Source organism: Pseudomonas sp. CF161, assembly GCF_000416215.1.
Lineage (GTDB): Bacteria > Pseudomonadota > Gammaproteobacteria > Pseudomonadales > Pseudomonadaceae > Aquipseudomonas.
Genome location: NZ_ATLP01000034.1, coordinates 96,149 through 115,152, shown reverse-complemented (window position 1 = coordinate 115,152; position 19,004 = coordinate 96,149). Strand labels below are relative to the sequence as shown.

The 19,004-nt window shown below is 63.0% G+C and carries 18 protein-coding genes; 11 read left to right on the top strand and 7 right to left on the bottom strand.

From position 1 onward, the window contains the following. A partial coding sequence (hrpB, locus tag CF161_RS04165) for an ATP-dependent helicase HrpB (protein WP_020295311.1) occupies positions 1-1,411 on the bottom strand: 1,411 nt, incomplete at its 3' end. A 119-nt stretch (positions 1,412-1,530) separates the two neighbouring features. Between hrpB and CF161_RS04160 the strand changes: the two genes are divergently transcribed. Both CF161_RS04160 and CF161_RS04155 read left to right on the top strand, forming a co-directional pair. Further along, a complete protein-coding gene (locus CF161_RS04160) occupies positions 1,531-1,950 on the top strand; it encodes a hypothetical protein (protein ID WP_020295310.1) in 420 nt (139 codons plus the stop codon). 27 nt (positions 1,951-1,977) lie between these two features. After that, positions 1,978-2,874 (top strand): cation diffusion facilitator family transporter, encoded by an 897-nt coding sequence (locus CF161_RS04155; RefSeq protein WP_020295309.1) that lies wholly within the window; start codon positions 1,978-1,980, stop codon positions 2,872-2,874. On the opposite strand, the gene CF161_RS04150 is transcribed toward CF161_RS04155, so the two are convergent. Next, on the bottom strand, positions 2,868-3,986 hold the full coding sequence (locus CF161_RS04150; protein ID WP_020295308.1) for a DUF6515 family protein: 1,119 nt from the start codon (positions 3,984-3,986) through the stop codon (positions 2,868-2,870). The genes CF161_RS04155 and CF161_RS04150 overlap by 7 nt on opposite strands. Before the next feature lie 413 nt (positions 3,987-4,399). On the opposite strand from CF161_RS04150, the gene CF161_RS04145 reads away from it, so the two are divergent. Then, a complete protein-coding gene (locus CF161_RS04145) occupies positions 4,400-4,879 on the top strand; it encodes an Lrp/AsnC family transcriptional regulator (RefSeq protein WP_020295307.1) in 480 nt (159 codons plus the stop codon). A gap of 120 nt (positions 4,880-4,999) precedes the next feature. Beyond that, positions 5,000-5,209, top strand: a complete 210-nt coding sequence (locus tag CF161_RS04140; protein ID WP_020295306.1) for a DUF2788 domain-containing protein — start codon at positions 5,000-5,002, stop codon at positions 5,207-5,209. On the opposite strand, the gene CF161_RS04135 is transcribed toward CF161_RS04140, so the two are convergent. The 4 genes from CF161_RS04135 to CF161_RS04120 form a co-directional block, all read right to left on the bottom strand. Continuing rightward, positions 5,204-5,845: a pseudouridine synthase gene (locus CF161_RS04135; protein WP_020295305.1), complete on the bottom strand. Its 642-nt coding sequence runs from the start codon at positions 5,843-5,845 to the stop codon at positions 5,204-5,206. The two genes, CF161_RS04140 and CF161_RS04135, sit on opposite strands and share 6 nt — an antisense overlap. 74 nt (positions 5,846-5,919) lie before the next feature. Beyond that, positions 5,920-7,392 carry an AMP nucleosidase gene (gene amn, locus CF161_RS04130; RefSeq protein WP_177326751.1) on the bottom strand — a complete coding sequence of 491 codons (1,473 nt, stop codon included), beginning with the start codon at positions 7,390-7,392 and terminating at the stop codon, positions 5,920-5,922. Positions 7,393-7,478: 86 nt separating this feature from the next. Next, positions 7,479-9,128: an acyl-CoA dehydrogenase family protein gene (locus CF161_RS04125; RefSeq protein ID WP_020295303.1), complete on the bottom strand. Its 1,650-nt coding sequence runs from the start codon at positions 9,126-9,128 to the stop codon at positions 7,479-7,481. 72 nt (positions 9,129-9,200) lie between these two features. Further along, complete coding sequence (locus tag CF161_RS04120) at positions 9,201-11,597, bottom strand: hybrid sensor histidine kinase/response regulator (RefSeq protein WP_020295302.1); 2,397 nt, start codon at positions 11,595-11,597, stop codon at positions 9,201-9,203. A 289-nt stretch (positions 11,598-11,886) separates the two neighbouring features. Between CF161_RS04120 and CF161_RS04115 the strand changes: the two genes are divergently transcribed. The 4 genes from CF161_RS04115 (at position 11,887) to CF161_RS04100 (ending at position 15,403) form a co-directional block, all read left to right on the top strand. Then, a complete protein-coding gene (locus CF161_RS04115) occupies positions 11,887-12,684 on the top strand; it encodes a hydroxymethylpyrimidine/phosphomethylpyrimidine kinase (RefSeq protein ID WP_020295301.1) in 798 nt (265 codons plus the stop codon). Positions 12,685-12,700: 16 nt separating this feature from the next. After that, positions 12,701-13,324, top strand: a complete 624-nt coding sequence (thiE, locus tag CF161_RS04110) for a thiamine phosphate synthase (protein WP_020295300.1) — start codon at positions 12,701-12,703, stop codon at positions 13,322-13,324. A 17-nt stretch (positions 13,325-13,341) separates the two neighbouring features. Further along, entirely contained in the window at positions 13,342-14,625 is a 1,284-nt protein-coding gene (gene hemL / locus CF161_RS04105; protein ID WP_020295299.1) for a glutamate-1-semialdehyde 2,1-aminomutase, read from the top strand. Between the two features lie 223 nt (positions 14,626-14,848). Beyond that, on the top strand, positions 14,849-15,403 hold the full coding sequence (locus tag CF161_RS04100; RefSeq protein WP_020295298.1) for a tetratricopeptide repeat protein: 555 nt from the start codon (positions 14,849-14,851) through the stop codon (positions 15,401-15,403). Positions 15,404-15,517: 114 nt separating this feature from the next. On the opposite strand, the gene CF161_RS04095 is transcribed toward CF161_RS04100, so the two are convergent. Beyond that, positions 15,518-15,844 carry a DUF1820 family protein gene (locus tag CF161_RS04095; RefSeq protein WP_020295297.1) on the bottom strand — a complete coding sequence of 109 codons (327 nt, stop codon included), beginning with the start codon at positions 15,842-15,844 and terminating at the stop codon, positions 15,518-15,520. A 133-nt stretch (positions 15,845-15,977) separates the two neighbouring features. On the opposite strand from CF161_RS04095, the gene miaB reads away from it, so the two are divergent. From miaB to ybeY, 3 genes are all read left to right on the top strand, one after another. Further along, complete coding sequence (gene miaB / locus CF161_RS04090; protein WP_020295296.1) at positions 15,978-17,360, top strand: tRNA (N6-isopentenyl adenosine(37)-C2)-methylthiotransferase MiaB; 1,383 nt, start codon at positions 15,978-15,980, stop codon at positions 17,358-17,360. A 170-nt stretch (positions 17,361-17,530) separates the two neighbouring features. Further along, a complete protein-coding gene (locus tag CF161_RS04085) occupies positions 17,531-18,541 on the top strand; it encodes a PhoH family protein (RefSeq protein ID WP_020295295.1) in 1,011 nt (336 codons plus the stop codon). Further along, entirely contained in the window at positions 18,534-18,992 is a 459-nt protein-coding gene (ybeY, locus tag CF161_RS04080) for an rRNA maturation RNase YbeY (RefSeq protein ID WP_020295294.1), read from the top strand. Before CF161_RS04085 ends, ybeY begins: the two co-directional genes overlap by 8 nt. Positions 18,993-19,004 lie beyond the last annotated feature (12 nt).

The following is a 19,004-nucleotide window of genomic DNA, read 5'->3' as shown; positions in this document are numbered from 1 at the left end:
CCAGGCGGCTGTGCACGTCGGCACCGGCACCGCGCAGGATGTCCCGTTCGCCGAGCAGCGCGGCCACATCGCAGGCCATGTCCGCCAGGCCCAGGGCCTGGCCGCGCAGCAGTAAATGGGCAATGCGCGGATGGGCCGGCAACTGCGCCATGGCCTGGCCGTGGCGCGATAACGTGGGCTCTTCACCGGCCTTGGCCTCCAGGGCGCCGAGGCGTTCCAGCAGGTCCCGGGCCTGGGTGTAGGCCGCAGTGGGCGGCCCATCCAGCCACACCAATTGCCCCGGAGCGACGCCCCAGCGAGCCAGTTGCAGGGCCAGCCCGGCCAGATCCGCCTGGAGGATTTCCGCACTGGCATAGGCGGCCAGTTGCTCATGCTGATCCTCGGACCACAGGCGATAACACACCCCGGGCTCCAGGCGCCCCGCACGGCCGGCACGTTGTGTGGCACTGGCGCGGGAGATGCGCTGGGTATCGAGGCGGGTCATGCCGCTGCCCGGGTCGAAGCGCGGCACCCGTGCCAGCCCGGCATCGATCACCACGCGCACACCGTCGATGGTCAGGCTGGTTTCGGCGATGTTGGTGGCCAGCACCACTTTGCGCTGGCCGGCCGGCGCCGGGTCGATGGCCGCGCGCTGGGCTGCAAGATCCAGCTCGCCGTGCAGCGGGCACAGCAGGATCTCGCGCCGATCCCCCAGGGCCTCGGCCAGTTGCTGATGCACCCGGCGGATCTCTGCCTGCCCCGGCAGGAACACCAGCAGGCTGCCCGGCTCATCGTTGAGAGCCTCAAGAACGGTCTGCACCACCCGTGGCTCGATAAACTCGCCAGGCTGATAAGGCCGGCCCCAACGCTGGGTCACCGGGAACATGCGCCCTTCACTGCGCAGGATCGGCGCATCATCGAGCAGCTGCGACAGGCGCTCGCCTTCCAGGGTGGCCGACATCAGCAGGATCTTCAGCGGTTGCTCGTCACGAAACAGCTCGCGCCCATTCAGGCTCAGGGCCAGGGCCAGGTCGGCGTCGAGGCTGCGCTCATGGTACTCATCGAAAATCAGCAGCCCCACGCCATCCAGCGCCGGGTCGTCCTGCAGGCGGCGGGTCAGGATGCCTTCGGTGACCACTTCGATACGGGTGTTGGGGCCGACCTTGCTGTCCAGGCGGATGCGGTAGCCCACGGTTTCACCGACTTTCTCCCCCAGCTCGCTGGCCAGGCGCTCGGCCGCCGCGCGGGCTGCCAGGCGCCGTGGTTCGAGCATCAGGATGGTCTGTCCGGCCAGCCACGTTTCATTCAACAGGGCTAAAGGCACGCGGGTGGTCTTGCCGGCACCGGGCGGCGCTTCGAGCACCGCCTCATGGCGTGTCGCCAGGGCGGCGCGCAGTGCAGGCAAAACTTCATCAATTGGCAAAGAATTCATGCTGGCTCCAAAACAGAGGCGCGAGTATAACGGCGAACTGCCTGGCGTTAATCACGGTCTGAACTCAAACCGACAACGCTTCACCCCCTTTGGCTTCATGCTTTGCTCAGGAGATTTCCATGCGTATTCCCTTCCGTTTGATTGGCGGTGTGCTGGTCGCCACCCTGCTGACCCAGGTCACCGCCTGCGGCTCGATTTTCTTCCCGGATCGGCGCGGCCAGATCGAAGGCAAGATCGACCCCCTGGTGGCCGTGCTCGATGCCGTGGGGCTGCTGTTTTACGTGATCCCCGGGTTGATCGCCTTCGGCGTCGACTTCGCCACCGGCGCCATTTACCTGGAGCCCGGCAAAACCGCGCAGATCGCCCCGGAAAAACTCCAGCAAGCCATAGGCGCCGACGGCAAAGTCGATAACCGCAAACTGCAAGCGATTCTCGAAAGCGAACTGGGCGGCAGCTTTCCGCTGGATGATCCGCGCCTGATCCAGCACAAAGGCAGCGTGCAACAGTTGGCGTTGTACGGCCTGCAGCCTGCGGCCTGAAACGGCCACTGAAGGAATTCGCCCCCTATGAGCACTAGTCCGGAACACGCGCGCCTGCTGCGCCTGGCCACCCGCGCATCACTGGCGGTGGCCAGCATCCTGATCGTGACCAAGGCCGTCGCCTGGTGGCTTAGCGGCTCGGTGAGCCTGCTGGCGGGCCTGACCGATTCGTTGCTCGATGGTGCGGCGTCCTTCCTCAATCTGCTGGCGGTGCATTACGCCCTGCGCCCGGCCGATGACGACCACCGTTATGGCCATGGCAAGGCCGAGTCGCTGTCAGGCATGGCCCAGGCGGTGTTCGTCGCCGCCAGTGCGGTGCTGATCGCGATCCAGGCCATCGAACGCCTGAAAAACCCCGAGCCGCTGGGCGCGCCCTGGGTCGGCATCGGCGTGATGCTGCTGTCCCTGGCCCTGACCATGGCCTTGTTGATGCTGCAGAGCCGGGTCATCCGCGAAACCGGTTCCACGGCGGTACGGGCCGACTCCCTGCATTACCGTTCGGACTTGCTGCTCAACACCAGCATCCTGGTGGCCCTGGTGCTCGCCAGTTTCGGCTGGCAACAATTGGACGCCTGGTTTGGCCTGGCGATCGCTGTCTACATCCTGTGGAGTGCGCTGCAGATAGCCCGCGAGAGCGTGGCCGTGCTGATGGACGAAGAATTGCCGCCGGATGTCAGCCAGCACATGCTCGAACTGGCCTGCGCCGTTCCAGGGGTGCTGGGTGCTCATGACTTGCGCACGCGGATTTCCGGCAGTCACTGGTTCGTGCAACTGCACCTGGAACTGCCGGGGAATTTGAGCCTGTCAGTGGCCCATGGCATCAGCGACCAGGCCGCCGATGCGATCCATGCCGCCTACCCGAGGGCCGAAGTGCTGGTGCACGCCGACCCACAGGAAGTGGTGCTGGCCGCCAGGGGTCAGTAAGTCACCTGATAACCGCGCGAGCTCAGGCAACTGCCCTGGGCCTGGCGATAGGTCTGCACCACTTCGGGCGCAGGCGGATAGGTGGCCACGGCCGGATCGAAGCCACTCTGCTGCACGGCCCAGCGATAGCAGTCGTAGCGGTCCTGGTCGATCTGCTGCGGCGACTGCCCGCTGACCGGGTAAGCCACCACGTCATAACCATTGTCCGCCTGTTGCGGCGGCGGGCTGGCCACCGGCGGCTGCACCACCACGTAGTCCTGGGTGCTGGCTTCGTAGGTGTAGTAGGCGCCCGCCGCGAGAAAGAACAGCGCGCTGCCGATCCAGACTTCCCGGGCGTAATCCGGCAGATACCCCACGCGAATGCCATAGGGCGGAGTCACCACGACGTAGCGCGGGCCCTGCGGGCGATACCAATAGCCACCGGAGAAGAAATAGTCCTGGCCCCGATAAGGCACGCGGTAATTGCGATCCGGAAAACGGTCGATCACATACCCCGGGCGATACTGCGGGCCCGGCCCCCAGCCGTTGCCATGCCCATCCGGGCGCCCTGGCCAGCGATGATCGTCGGCATGTCCACCGCCCGGACGCGAGCCCGGCCCGCCCGCCTGCCAGTGCTGGTTGTAATCATTGCGGCGCGGCGTGTCCTGGTAGTAGCCGCGCTGCGGCTCCTGGGTCTGGCGCACGGTATCGGGACGCCCCTGGATCGGCAGGTTGTTCTCAGGTCGGGTTGTCGGCTGGACGGGCGGCGGCTGCACTGGGCGGCCCTGGCCGTTTGGATCGTGCTGGGGACGGTTCTGCCATTGTCCGCCCGGGTTCTGACTTCCCGGGTTCTGGCCGTTATGTTCGAACTGGCGGCTGTTATCGCCGCGAATGATCTCATTCTGCGGCCGGGGCTGATTATTCTGGGGACGGTTCTGGTTGTTTTCCGGACGCGGCTGGGCGGGTGCCGGACGCGCCTCGGGCGCATGTTCACGCTGGCCGCCGCCATTGCCACCACCGGCGCCATGCTGAGGACGTTGTTGGGCCTCATCCCGCTCGTCGGCCAGCGACTGCGCGCTGACACTGATACACAGCAAACCAACACCTGCCAAACGCCAGATGCGCGACTTCATGCTATTCCTCACTGCGGATTAGGGCCTATAGATAAGACTGGAAAAGCACAGGCCGGTTCTGCGACAGGTTATCAGTCACGAGACTTATTTAGGGTCAATAAAAAAGGGGGACCCGTCGGTCCCCCCTTGAGATTTTCGTCCGTGCTCGGCGCTTGTGGCCCCGGCTCACCTCACTCCGTCTTCTGGACAGTGTGTAGCCCGGGGGTCGGCTCAACCCTGTGGGGGTGGCGACCGCGGCTGGCCTGATTCGGCGGGCCGCACTGGACTCTATGTCCGGGCAGTGATTCTGGTGTTAAGAATAGGCCTGGGGCGTCGACACAGGATTGCGAAGATTGCTCAAATAAACATAGCTTGCGCAATTTTTAACTCAGGATAGATAATCTGGCGCAATAGTTATGACAAAGGCCTGTTCCATGAGCAAACTCGACCGTTACGACCTGAGCATTTTGGCTGAATTGCAACGCGACGCCCGTATCTCCAACCAGGAGCTGGCCGAGCGTATTGGCCTGTCACCCTCGCCCTGCTCGCGCCGGGTCAAGCAACTGGAAGACGACGGCTACATCTCGCGCCAGGTCGCCCTGCTCGATCGCAAGATGCTCGGCCTGAGCCTGACCGCCTACGTGCTGATCGGCATGGACCGGCACACCCCCGAGCGCTTCGAGAACTTTGAAGCGGCGATCCGCAACCTGCCTCAAGTCCTGGAATGCAGCCTGGTGACCGGCATGGACGCCGACTACCAGCTCAAGGTCGTGGTGCCCGACATGGACCACTATCAGAAACTGCTGCTGGGCCACCTGACCCGCATCGAAGGCGTCACCAGCGTGCGCTCGAGCTTCGTCCTCAACCAGGTACTCAACAGCACCGAACTGCCACTGACCCACCTGCGCGGCTGATAACGCCGCGCCAGCGAGCCTGCCTGTGGCGACGTAACGCACGCAGATCAATGCCCTGCCCATACCCCTTGGCGTATACTCGGCCGGCCTTTTTTGCCCTGCCTGCGCTGGAGATGTTCGATGGATCCTGCAGTTTTCGAAGAATGGATGATGACGGTCCTGGTCAGCATCCTGATCATTTTCATGGCGTTCATCGTCTGGGATCTGGCGAAGAAGTCCAAGGCCGGGCGCTTCGGCTCGTTCATTCTGTTCTTCGTCCTGGGCCTGGGCGTGGCCGCCTTCATTATCAAGAGCGTGGTCATCGGCCTCATCGAGTCCGGGGTTCTATAAGCGCGCCGGGACTTCCTTCCACTGCCCCTGATCCAGCCCGTCCAACGTCCAGTCGCCAATCCTGACCCGCACCAGGCGCAGGGTCGGCAGGCCAACCGCAGCGGTCATGCGCCGGACCTGGCGGTTGCGCCCCTCGCGAATCACCAACTCCAGCCAACTAGTGGGCACGCTCTTGCGAAAGCGCACCGGCGGATTGCGCGGCCACAGCTCGGGCTCATCAAGGGCTCGGGCCTCGGCGGGCAGGGTCGGGCCGTCATTCAACTGCACCCCATCGCGCAGTTGCTGCAATTGCTCGGCGCTGGGCACGCCCTCGACTTGCACCCAATAGGTCTTGGCCAGTTTGTGCTTGGGGTCGGCGATGCGCGCCTGAAGCTGGCCGTCGTTGGTCAGCAGCAACAGGCCTTCGCTGTCACGGTCCAGGCGACCGGCCGGGTAGACGCCCGGTACGGCGATGAAATCCTTGAGGGTCGCTCGCCCTTGCTCATCATTGAACTGGGTCAGCACATCGAATGGCTTGTTGAACAGAATCAGTTTCGGCTCGGTCGGCGGCGCCTTGGCGACACGCCGCGGTGCCTGGCTGGAAGACGGGCTGTTGCTGCCAGGACGGCGGGAAGCGGGACGAGGGGGACGGGGCATGGTGAAAAGGACATTCAGCGATCAGGACCGACAATGCTAGTGGCCTGATCGCCAAATGACCATTCAATAAACACTCAGCGGAACGGCGGCTCGTCGAAGCTGCGCAGTTTGCGCGAGTGCAGCGAGTTGAGGTCGGTGCGCAGCAGGTCCACCGCCGCGATGCCAATCTTCAGGTGCTGGCTGACCGCTCGCTCATAAAAAGCGTTGGCCGAACCCGGCAGTTTGATTTCGCTGTGCAGCGGTTTGTCCGAGACACAGAGCAAGGTGCCGTACGGCACTCGCAGGCGATAGCCCTGGGCGGCGATGGTGCCGCTTTCCATGTCCACGGCCACAGCCCGGGACAGGTTGATCAGCGGCCGCTCCTGAGCCCAGCGCAACTCCCAGTTACGGTCGTCGTAGGTCAGCACGGTGCCGGTGCGCAGGCGTTTTTTCAGGTCGTCGCCCTTCTCCCCGGTGACATTGGCCGCGGCTTGCTGCAAGGCCATCTGCACTTCGGCCAGGGCCGGGATCGGAATATTGGGCGGCACCACCCGGTCCAGAATCCCGTCGCGGCGCATGTAGGCGTGAGCCAGCACGTAGTCGCCAATGGTCTGCGACTGCCGCAGGCCACCGCAGTGGCCAATCATCAGCCAGCAATGCGGACGCAGTACCGCCAGGTGATCGGTGATGTTCTTGGCGTTGGATGGGCCGACGCCGATGTTCACCAGGGTCACGCCATGACCATCGGAGGCCTGCAGGTGATAGGCCGGCATCTGGTAGCGGTGCCAGACCACCCCGGCGGCAATCGCCGAGGCTTCGCCATGGTCCATGGCTTTTTCGATGACCACGTTGCCCGGCAACACCATGCGTACAAAGCGTGGGTCGCTGCGCAGTTGTTCCAGGCCGTGGGTAATGAACTGGTCGACGTAACGGTGGTAGTTGGTCAGCAGGATCCAGGGCTGCACGTGACGCCAGTCGCTGCCGGTGTAATGCACCAGGCGCCGCAGGGAAAAGTCCACCCGTGCGGCGTCAAACAGCGCCAGGGGCAAGGGGTCGGTGTTTTCCCAGTCATACAGGCCGTCGGCAATGCCGTCGGTGGCGGCGGACAGGTCGGTGCTGGGGAAGACCCGCGCCAGTACAGCGGCGGTCACGCCGGAACCGGCCAGTTCGTCGCCCTGCTCGACCACATAGGGGTACGGAATATTCTGCTCGCTGACGCCCACTTCCACAGTCACGGTGAAGTCGTGCATCAACGGCACCAGTTGCTCCAGCAGGTACTTACGAAACGCCGCCGGATGGGTGACCGTGACACTGTAGGTGCCCGGCAACTGGACCTTGGCATAGGCCCGGGTGGTTTGTGGGACTTCGCCCTGGCAGAGGTAGGTCAAACGTAATTCGGGGTAGCGAAACTGCGCCCGTTGTTCGGCGGTGGGTTCGACGCGATCCTTGAGATAGCGCTTGAGCGCCTGGCTCAAGGCGGTGGTGGCCCGCTCATGCAGTTGAGCAAGCCGATCCACGGCTTGCTCGGCGGTTTGAACGACAATAAAAGCTTCGGTCACGATAAGCATCCTGTGTTCTGATCTTGCAGGCGTTCATCTTGCCTGCATCGCCGCCTCACGGGAACCGCCCAATCGCCCGCAGTGCTAAAGGTTCATCAAAAGGCCTGGGGCGTGCAGCGTGCCACTATCGCCGCCACATCCAGGCCCCGCGGCAAGGTGCCATAGACGCGCCCGGCATTGCCCAGGCGGCTGGCGATAAAGGCATCACTGACCGCCGCATTGCCCGCCTCCAGCAACAGCTTGGCCTGCAACCCGAGGGCAATGTCTTCAGTGAGTTGCCGCGCGCGGTACTGGATATCGTCGGTGTCCTTGAAGGCCTGTTGCAGCGCGGTGATATGAGCGGCCAGGCGTTTGTCGCCATGACCATCGCCAAGCTCGGCGAACAACACATCGAGCACCCCGGGCTCTTTCGACAGGGCACGCAGCACATCGAGGCACTGCACATTGCCCGAGCCTTCCCAGGTCGAGTTGACCGGCGCCTCGCGGTACAGCCGCGGCAGGATGCTTTCTTCCACGTACCCGGCGCCGCCCATGCACTCGGCGGCTTCGTTGATCATGGCCGGCGCCCGCTTGCAGATCCAATACTTGCCCACCGCCGTCACCAGCCGCGAGAACTTGGCCTCCTGGCCATCATCCAGATGATCCAGGGCCCGTCCCACGCGCAGGCTCAAGGCCAGGGCCGCTTCGCTTTCCAGGGCCAGATCGGCGAGGACGTTCTGCATCAGCGGCTGCTCGGCGAGCACCCGGCCACCCACCAGCCGATGGGCACAATGATGGCTGGCCTGGGTCAGCGCCTGGCGCATCAGTGAGCTGGAGCCGACCATGCAATCGAAACGGGTCATGGCCACCATCTCGATGATGGTCGGCACCCCGCGACCTTCCTCGCCCACCATCCACGCCAGGGCGCCGCGAAACTCCACTTCGCTGGAAGCATTGGAGCAGTTGCCGAGCTTGTTTTTCAGGCGCTGGATATAGAACTGATTGCGGCTGTCATCGGGGCGATGCCGAGGCAGCAGGAAACAGGTCAGGCCCTTTTCGGTCTGGGCCAGGGTCAGAAAGGCATCGCACATCGGCGCCGAACAGAACCACTTGTGCCCTACCAACTCATAGGCCTGCCCGGGCCCACCCGTTCCCACCGGATAAGCCCTGGTGGTGTTGGCCCGCACATCGGTGCCGCCCTGCTTCTCGGTCATCGCCATGCCGATGGTCACACCGGCCTTGTGCGCCATGCCGACGTTGCGCGGGTCGTACTCGGTGGCCAGCACCTTGGGCAGCCATTGCTCGGCCAGGTCGGGCTGCAACTTCAGCGCCGGGACGCAGGCAAAGGTCATGGTCAGGGGGCAGCCACTGCCGGCCTCGGCCTGGCTGTGCAGGTAAGTCATCGCGGCGCGGGCCACGTGGGCACCGGGCTGGGCGTCGGTCCAGGGCAGCGACGGCAAGCCGTGTTCGACGGCGGTACGCATCAACTGGTGATAGGCCGGATGAAACTCCACCAGGTCCAGGCGATGCCCAAAGCGATCATGGCTGACAAACACCGGCTTATTCTGATTCGCCAGAAAGCCCGCCTCCATCAGCGGGCCACCGGCCAGCGCCCCATAGGCATCGATCCGCGGCTCGGCCCAGGCGCCGCCAAAACGCCGGGTCCACTCTTGCAGCGGCAGGTCGATGCGATACAGGTTGATGCCATCCAGAGAAGGCGGCTGGTTGGTGACTTCGTGGGTTTCAGCGAACTGGTGCAGGTTCATGACGGGGCTCCTGAAGGCGTGACTGGCCTCAGTTAAGCACCCCACCCCCGGGGTTCAAAGTGTCATATGCGCCTAAATATCGGCACTTTCACCCTGCTCAGGACAGAGCACACGCTTGAACAGCACCACTTGCAACTCCTCGAATTTCACCGGCCGGGCCACGTGCTCGATCCAGCCATAGGCCGTGCAATGCTCGCGCTCGGCAGCATGGGTGCACGCCAGCGCCACCAGCACCGGCAACCTGGCGCAACCGGGCAAGGCCTGCACCTGGGCGCTGAACGCCGTGGCGTCCTGGGCGCTGATCTGGCAATCAAGCAGCACCCCGTCCACCTTCTCCACCCGCAGTTGCTCCAGGGCCTGGGCGGTGCTGTCGACGCAGAGCACCCGATAACCGAGCTTGAGCAACATGCCGCGCACCACCAACTGATTGATGCTGTTGTCATCCACCAGCAGCATCGTGCAATCCTCCGGCACCCGCCGGCACACCGAGCGCGCCTGGAATACCGAAGGAGTGCGCAGAGCCGGACTGGCGTCCACCTCGAACTCGACCTCCAGGCGGAAGCAACTGCCGCGCCCCGGCTCGGACTCGTGGGTCAAGTGGCCACCCAGCAGCTCAATCAACTGCCGGCAAATGGCCAGGCCCACCCCCAGCCCGCCATATTCCCGGGTCATTGAGCTGTCGAGCTGGAAAAACCGCTGGTACAGGGTCGCTTCGTCCAGATTGACGAAGCCGATCCCGGTGTCGATCACGGCCAAGCTCAGCGCCTGGCGCCCATCAACCTCCGGCTTGGCGGTGATACGCAGGACCACGCCACCGACACGGGTAAATTTGATGGCGTTGTCCAGCAGGCACTCCAGGCATTGATTGAGCTTGCCGCGATCGCCCAGCAGGCGGTCCGGCACCCCGGCCGCCAGGTCGACATCGAACCCCAGGGCCTTGCCCGAGGCATTGGCCGCAAACTGCAGGCGCAGGCCATCAACCATCGCACGCAGGCTGAACGACTCGCGTTGCGCGCTGAGCTTGCCAGCCTGCAATTCGGTCAGGGTGAGGATGCCGTTGACCATGCGCATCATGTCCCGCGCCGAGCCGGCAGCGGTTTGTTGATACTGCTCAAGCTCCGGATCCAGATCGAGGGTCTGCATCAGCTCCAGGGAGCCGATCACCCCATTCATCGGGGTGCGCAATTCGTGGGTCAGGGTGGCCAGGAACTCGTCCTTGAGCCGGTTGCTGTGGGCCAGTTGCTGGTTCAGCACTTCAAGCTTCTGCCCGGCATCGAACAGGGTCTGCGCCTGCTGCTCGCGCATCGAATTGATCCGATCGGCCAGGGCCAGGGACAGCAGCGCCACCTCGATCGCCGACCCGATCTGGCTGGCGTACATGGTCAGGAACACGTTAGGCAGGTAGCCGAGCACCATCAGGGTGTTGATCACCCCGCCGAACAAAAACGCCGACCAGGCGATGATGAAATAGCGCGCCACGCGCAAGCCTCGGTACCAGACCACAATCCCGGAAACGAAGATCACCACGGTGAAGATCAGTGCCAGGCCGGTCGCCAGGCGCAAGGCCAGGGCGTAGCTGGTCATCAGCGACAGGCCCAGCACCACGGCGCTACAAGCGATCAGCACTAACAACAGGCGATCAACCCAACGGCTGTGGTTTGAGGTCTGCAGGAAACTGCGGGCGAACTGGCTGCCGAACAGCGCGGCCGAGGCGATGAAGAAGGGCGTGGCGGCGTTGGCCCACCATGGGTTGTTCGGCCAGAAATACTCGACCGCCGCGCCGTTGACCGAAAGTTGGTACAGGCCGAACGAGGCGATATAGAAGATGTAGTAGAGGTAGCTGGTGTCGCGCACGCTGAGGTAGATGAACAGGTTGTAGACCAGCATCCCCAGCAGCACGCCGTAAATCAGCCCCAGCACGTACAGGCGCATCGGCTGCGCCTCGAGGTAGGCGGTGCTCGACCAGAGCGTCAGCGGGGCCTGGATCGAACCCTCGCTTTGCAGGCGCAGGAACACCGTCTTGTGCTCGTTGGGCGCAAAACTCAGGTCGAACAGGTAGTTGTTCTGGCGGATCTGCCGGCTATCGAAGGGCAAGGCATCGCCCGTCCGGCCAGCCAGGCGGTAGCCGGAGCCTTCATCGGGCAGGTAGAGGTCGAGATGATCCAGCGGTGGGTAAGCCAGTTCCAGCAACCAGGTGCGCTGCGCCGTGGGGTTGCCGGGCCGGTAATCCAGGTCGACTTTCAACCAGAATGCCGAGTGCGAGTAACCGGCATTGAGGGTGGGCTTTTCGTGGGTTTTGAAATTGCCAGCCAAAACCTGTGAACTGACTTCGGCGATGGTCGCCTCGCCACTCACATCTTCGAACACCTGCATGACCTGGCCCAAGGGCAGGCGCTGAGTGAACTCGTCGAACTCGACCGCGCCAGCCAACATCGGCACACACAACAGCAACATCAACAAATAGCGCATAAAGCCCCAGCGTGGCCTGTCCGGTTGTGTCAAAAAGCCCCCATTCCTTTTGAGCAGACGTAAAACCGGCATTACCTGTTATTGGTTTGGATCCACTCTAGCATAGCCGCTGATGGCCATTGAGCACCATTGAAAGTTTTAGTCTAAAGGCTCTAGAACGGGCATTTCAGCGCTATCCATTGAGCTAGAGCTGTTCGTTCAGTCAAGTCGATTCATGGGAAGTTGCAACCCGGCGCAAAGGCGCGCCGAGAGCCGCGAAAAAAAACGTTTGGTGGTAAGCTCGCGCACCATGAATATCTACAGCTCTCGCCCCGTTGTCCTCTGTCTCTCCGGCCACGACCCAAGTGGTGGCGCCGGCTTGCAGGCAGATATCGAAGCCCTGCTCGCCCAGGGTTGTCATGCAGCTCCGGCTGTTACCGCGCTGACCGTGCAAGACACGGTCAACGTCAGCGACTTCCGGGTCCTGGATCGTGAGTGGGTACTGGCCCAGGCCAATGCCGTGCTCAACGATTCGACCGTGGCCGCGGTCAAGCTCGGCATGCTCGGCTCCCTGGAGATGGTCGACACCGTGGTCGAACTGCTCCAGGCGCATCCGCACTTGCCGATGGTCTGCGACCCGGTGCTCAGGGCCGGCGGCGGCGGGCGCCTGGGCAAGGATGAAGTCGGCTATGCCATGCGCGAGCGCCTGTTGCCGATGGCCACCATTGCCACGCCCAACCTCCCCGAAGCACGAATCCTGGCCGAATTGCCCGAAGGCACCGCCGATGAGTGCGCTGAAAAACTCCTGCCGTTCGTCAAACACCTGCTGATCACCGGCGGCCATGGCGACGAGCACCAGGTGCATAATCGTCTCTATAGTCGCGACGGCCTGCGTGAAACCTACACCTGCCAGCGCCTGCCCGGCAGCTATCACGGTTCCGGCTGCACACTGGCCAGCGCCCTGGCGGGTCGCCTGGCCCAGGGGGAACACTTGGCCAGCGCAGTGAAAACCGCCCTGGATTACACCTGGCGAACCCTGCGCGACGCCGAACAACTGGGCAAAGGCCAGTTCGTACCGCGCCGCCTGCCCCTGGATTTCTGCTCGTAACGCCTTGAGGCTTTCAATGAAACTACGTGGCCTGTACGCCATCACCGACAGCCAACTGTTGGCCGGCAAGTTTCTGCAGTACGTGGAGGCCGCGCTGGATGGCGGCGTGACCCTGCTGCAATACCGCGACAAGAGCAACGACGAAGCCCGTCGCCTGCGCGAGGCCGAGACCCTGCAGCGACTGTGCGAGCGCTACACCACCCAACTGATCATCAACGATGACGCGGAGCTGGCGGCGCGCATTGGTGTCGGCGTGCACCTGGGTCAGACCGATGGTCCGTTGACGCCCGCCCGGGCCCTGCTCGGGCGCAAGGCAATCATCGGCTCGACCTGCCACAGCCAACTCGCACTCGCCGAGCAGGCCGCCAAGGAGGGCGCAAGCTATGTCGCCTTTGGCCGCTTTTTCAATTCCAGCACCAAGCCCGGCGCGCCGACCGCCAACCTTGAACTGCTGGACCAGGCCCGCGCCAGCCTGCACCTGCCGATCTGCGTGATCGGCGGCATCACCCTCGACAACGCCGCGCCACTGGTGGCCCATGGCGCCGACCTGCTGGCGGTGGTCCACGGCCTGTTTGGTGCATCGAGCACCCAGGACGTGACGCGCCGCGCCCGCGCCTTCAACGCCTTATTCAATTGCTGATTGCTGAGAGCCCGATCATGTCCCGTTCCGAAACGCTGTTTGCCAATGCCCAGAAACACATCCCCGGCGGCGTGAATTCGCCCGTGCGTGCGTTCAAGAGCGTTGGCGGTACCCCGTTGTTCTTCAAGCACGCCGAAGGCGCCTACGTCACTGACGAAGATGACAAGCGTTATGTCGATTACGTTGGCTCGTGGGGCCCGATGATCCTCGGCCACAGCCACCCGGACGTGCTGGACGCAGTACGCAAGCAGTTGGAACACGGCCTGTCCTACGGCGCGCCGACGGCCATGGAAACCGAGATGGCAGACCTGGTCTGCTCCATCGTGCCGTCGATGGAGATGGTGCGCATGGTCAGCTCCGGCACCGAAGCCACCATGAGCGCCATCCGCCTGGCCCGGGGTTTCACCGGCCGCGACAGCATTATCAAGTTCGAAGGCTGCTACCACGGTCACTCCGACAGCCTGCTGGTAAAAGCCGGTTCCGGCGCGCTAACCCAGGGCGTTCCAAGCTCGGCCGGCGTTCCTGCGGCGTTTGCCAAACACACCCTGACGCTGCCGTTCAACGATATCGCTGCGGTCGAGAAGATGCTGGGCGAAGTCGGCCAGGAAGTGGCCTGCATCATCGTCGAGCCAGTGGCTGGCAACATGAACTGCGTGCCGCCGGCGCCGGGCTTTCTCGAAGGCCTGCGCAGCCTGTGCGACCAGCACGGCGTGGTGCTGATTTTCGATGAAGTGATGACCGGCTTCCGGGTCGCCCTCGGCGGCGCCCAGGCCCATTACGGCGTGACTCCGGACCTGAGCACCTTCGGCAAGATCATTGGCGGCGGCATGCCGGTCGGCTGCTTCGGCGGCAAGCGCGAGATCATGCACCACATCGCCCCGCTGGGCCCGGTCTACCAGGCCGGCACCCTGTCGGGCAACCCGCTGGCCATGGCTGCCGGCCTGACCACCTTGCGCCTGATCAGCCGCCCGGGCTTCCACGCCGAACTCAGCGACTACACCAGCCGCCTGCTCGACGGCCTGCAACAGCGTGCCGATGCCGCGGGCATACCGTTCGTCACCACTCAGGCAGGCGGCATGTTCGGCCTGTACTTCAGTGGCGCCGACGACATCGTCACCTTTGACGATGTCATGGCCAGCGACGCCAACCTGTTCAAGCGCTTCTTCCACCTGATGCTCGAAGGTGGCGTGTACCTGGCGCCGAGCGCCTTCGAGGCCGGCTTCACCTCGATCGCCCACGGCGATGCCGAGTTGAAACTGACCCTGGACGCCGCCGAACGCGCATTTGCCGCATTGAAGTAAAGCCTGCCTCGACCGCCGCCAGCATTTGCCGGCGGCGGTTGCACTTCGTCACTCGCTGTTTGCGCCCCGTAAAGCCATAAATCCGCCGAAAGCTGCGGATATAGCGCCCGCGCAGCAGAAAAACGAGTAAAGACTTTGTAAGGTTGGCCCTGCTTATTTCATAATGCGCGCTTATTGGATCCCTCGATGGGTCCGCGTGCCCTCCAGAGGTAAGTCGATTCCCATGAACCGCACCGGCCGCGCCCTTGCATTGGGCTGCCTGTTGCTCCTTCAGCCCCTGCTCGCGCACGCACAAGCGGGCGGCAACTCGTTGTTGATCCCAGCGATGGGTCGCTGCACCCTGAATACTCAGCCGCAGGACCTGGCCGAGGCGCTCGCCGCCTGCCAGAAAGCGTCCGATGAAGGCGATGCACAAGCACAGTACGAGTTGGGCGAGTTCTATTACGAGGGCAAGGGCGCGCCGCGCGACCTCAACCTGGCCCTCAGCTACTTCGAGAAAGCCTCACTGCAAGGCCACGCCCAGGCACAGTTCAAGCTCGGAACCATGTTTTTCCACGGTGAAGGCGTGCCCGCCAATAACGTCCAGGCGTATATCGTGCTGAAGATGGCGGCGGTCAATGGTGCCGAAGATGCGCTGGATACGGCCGACGAAGTCGCCGAGCATATGCAGCGTGATGAACTGGAAGTAGCGACCCAGGTGCTGGGGCAGATCTTCCGCAAATACCTGATGGAACTGCAGAGCGCCGACGGGCGTTCGCCCTTCTCTCCCCTGCCCTGAGCGGTATCAGGGACCCGAGCCGATCACAGCGCCTACCTTATGAATCGCGGGTAGATTTACGCCTGCCTGGCTGTCGAGCGGGGCATGCGCCCACGCTCAGCCAGTGGGCCGATACTACTTTTCAGGCATCGGCATCGGGAACGGCATGACGTTGCTCATGCCACGGGCTTCGCTGATCTTCGGTGTACCCAGACGCTCCACTTCATCGATGCGCACGATCGAATGCATCGGCACAAAACTGCGGACCACGCCTTCGAACTGCGCCTTGAGCTTCTCTTCGCTCGGATCGACGACCACCTGGGTGCGCTCGCCAAAGACGAACTCTTCCACCTCCAGGAAACCCCACAGATCACTTTGATAGATCTGCTTGGCGTACATTTCGAACACCTGGCCCTGGTTGAGGAAAATCACCTTATAGATTGGAGCTTCACGTTTGGTCATGGTGGGCGGGTAACACATCGGGGGATATAAAAGAGGGCGCGAACTATAGCATGGCACCCGATGCACAGTGCTAGGAACCTATCGGCATGCCCCCTATAATGCGCGGTTCTTTACCACCAGTTGACGATCCCCCATGGCCAAGAAGCTTTACATCGAAACCCACGGTTGCCAGATGAACGAGTACGACAGCTCGCGCATGGTCGATCTGCTGGGTGAACATCAGGCCCTGGAAGTCACTGCCCGCGCTGAAGATGCCGACGTCATCCTGCTCAATACCTGCTCGATCCGCGAACGCGCCCAGGACCGGGTGTACTCCCAGCTCGGCCGCTGGCGCGAACTGAAACTGGCCAACCCGAACATGGTGATTGCCGTCGGCGGTTGCGTGGCCAGCCAGGAAGGCGCGGCGATCCGCGATCGCGCGCCCTACGTCGACGTGGTCTTTGGCCCGCAAACCTTGCACCGCCTGCCGGAAATGATCGATGCGGCGCGCATCACCAAGCTGCCGCAAGTCGACATCTCGTTCCCGGAAATCGAAAAGTTCGATCACCTGCCAGAGCCGCGCATCGATGGCCCAAGCGCCTACGTGTCGGTCATGGAAGGCTGCAGCAAGTACTGCACGTTCTGCGTCGTGCCCTACACCCGTGGCGAAGAAGTCAGCCGCCCCTTTGACGATGTGATCGCCGAGATCATCCACCTCGCGGAAAACGGTGTGCGCGAAGTCACCCTGCTGGGGCAGAACGTCAACGGCTATCGCGGCCTGACCCATGACGGGCGCCTGGCTGACCTGGCCGAGCTGATTCGAGTGGTGGCCGCGGTCGACGGCATCGAACGTATTCGCTACACCACTTCGCACCCCCTGGAATTCTCCGACAGCCTGATCCAGGCCCACGCCGAAGTCCCGGAACTAGTGAAACACCTGCATTTGCCGGTGCAATCGGGCTCCGACCGGATCCTCGCGGCCATGAAGCGCAACCACACGGCCCTGGAGTACAAATCCAAGCTGCGCAAACTGCGCGCGGCGGTACCCGGCATCTGCATCAGTTCCGACTTTATCGTCGGCTTCCCGGGCGAGACTGAAAAAGACTTCGAACAGACCATGAAGCTGATCGAAGACGTCGGCTTCGACTTTTCCTACTCGTTTGTCTACAGCCAGCGTCCGGGCACCCCGGCTGCCGACCTGGTCGACAACACCCCGGAAGAACTGAAGAAAGAACGCCTGAATGCCCTGCAACACCGCTTGAATCAGCAGGGCTTCGAGATCAGCCGACAAATGGTCGGGTCGATCCAGCGGATCCTGGTCACCGACTATTCGAAGAAAGACCCTGGCGAACTGCAGGGCCGGACCGAGAACAACCGCATCGTCAACTTCCGCTGCGACAACCCGACCTTGATCGGCCAGTTCGCCGACGTGCACATCGACGCCGCCCAGCCGCACTCGTTGCGCGGATCATTGCTGCCTGTGACCGAGCAAAGCGGCACCGCGAGAGAAGTCGGCGCGCCTGCCACCGTGGCCTGAAGGATTGCCGCTCGCCTGAGCCGGACGACCTCACAACAGCCTGACCAGTGTTCACACTGGCCAGGCTGGGTTGCCGAGGACCGGCTCCACTATTTAAGTGCTTTCGCACCCGCGCCACTGGCGTTATCCTTGATTTCATCTTAATTGCCCCAGGGCGGCTTAAAACGACCTTGAACGCACCCATAGAACCACATCGCTTCCTCCTCGAGCCTTTTGAGGCTCGCCGCTTCGCCAACCTGTGCGGACAATTCGACGAGCACCTGCGCTTGATCGAACAACGCCTGAGCATCGAGATCCGCAATCGCGGAAACCAGTTCGAACTCATTGGTGAATCCAGACTCACCGCCTCCGCGGAAAACCTCATTCGCCGCCTGTACCGGGAAACCAAGGGGACCGAGCTGTCGCCGGAAACCGTGCACCTGTACCTGCAGGAGTCCGCCGTAGAGGATCTCGCCAACAACCCGGTGGCCGAAGCCAGCGTCGCGTTGCGCACCAAGAAAGGCATGATCCGTCCACGCGGCCTGAATCAGCAGCGCTACGTCAAAGAGATCCTCAATAACGACATCAACTTCGGCATCGGCCCCGCCGGCACCGGCAAGACCTACCTGGCCGTGGCCTGTGCCGTCGACGCCCTGGAACGCGAGCAAGTGCGACGCATCCTGCTGGTACGCCCTGCCGTCGAAGCCGGTGAAAAGCTCGGCTTCCTGCCCGGCGACCTGGCGCAAAAGATCGACCCCTACCTGCGCCCGCTGTACGACGCGCTCTACGAGATGCTCGGCTTCGAATACGTGGCCAAACTGATCGAACGCCAAATCATCGAGATCGCCCCGCTGGCCTACATGCGCGGCCGCACCCTGAACAACAGCTTCATCATCCTCGACGAGAGCCAGAACACCACCGTCGAACAGATGAAGATGTTCCTGACCCGTATCGGCTTCGGCTCGACAGCGGTGATCACCGGTGACATCACCCAGGTCGACCTGCCCAAAGGCACCAAGTCCGGGCTGTCCCAGGTCATCACCGTGCTCAAGGACGTTCCGGGCATCAGCTTCACTCACTTCCTGGCCAAGGATGTGGTGCGCCACCCGCTGGTCCAGCGCATTGTCGAAGCCTACGACCGCTTCGAAAACCCTGCGCCCGAAGAGCCAACTGCAGAAAAAGGCCATCGCCACGATGCTTGAGCTTGATCTGCAACTGGCCAGTGACAAGCCTGCCCCCAGCGAGTCCCAGTTCCGCCAATGGTGCGAACTGGCCTTGCGCCAGCGCAGCGCCGACTCCGAGCTGACCATTCGCCTGGTGGACGAGCCTGAAGGGCGCGAGCTGAACCACACCTGGCGCCACAAGGATTACGCCACCAACGTGCTGTCGTTTCCGGCCGATGTGCCGGACGAGCTGCTGGATATTCCACTGCTCGGCGACCTGGTGATCTGCATTGAAGTGGTCGAGCGCGAAGCGGCGGAACAAGGCAAGGAACTTGAGGCCCATTGGGCCCATCTAGTCATTCACGGCTGCTTGCATCTACTGGGTTACGACCATATAGATGACGACGAAGCCGAAGAAATGGAAGCACTGGAACGAACATTGCTTGCAGAATTGGGTCATCGCGACCCTTATGCCGACGACGAGTCTTAATTACATCCACCT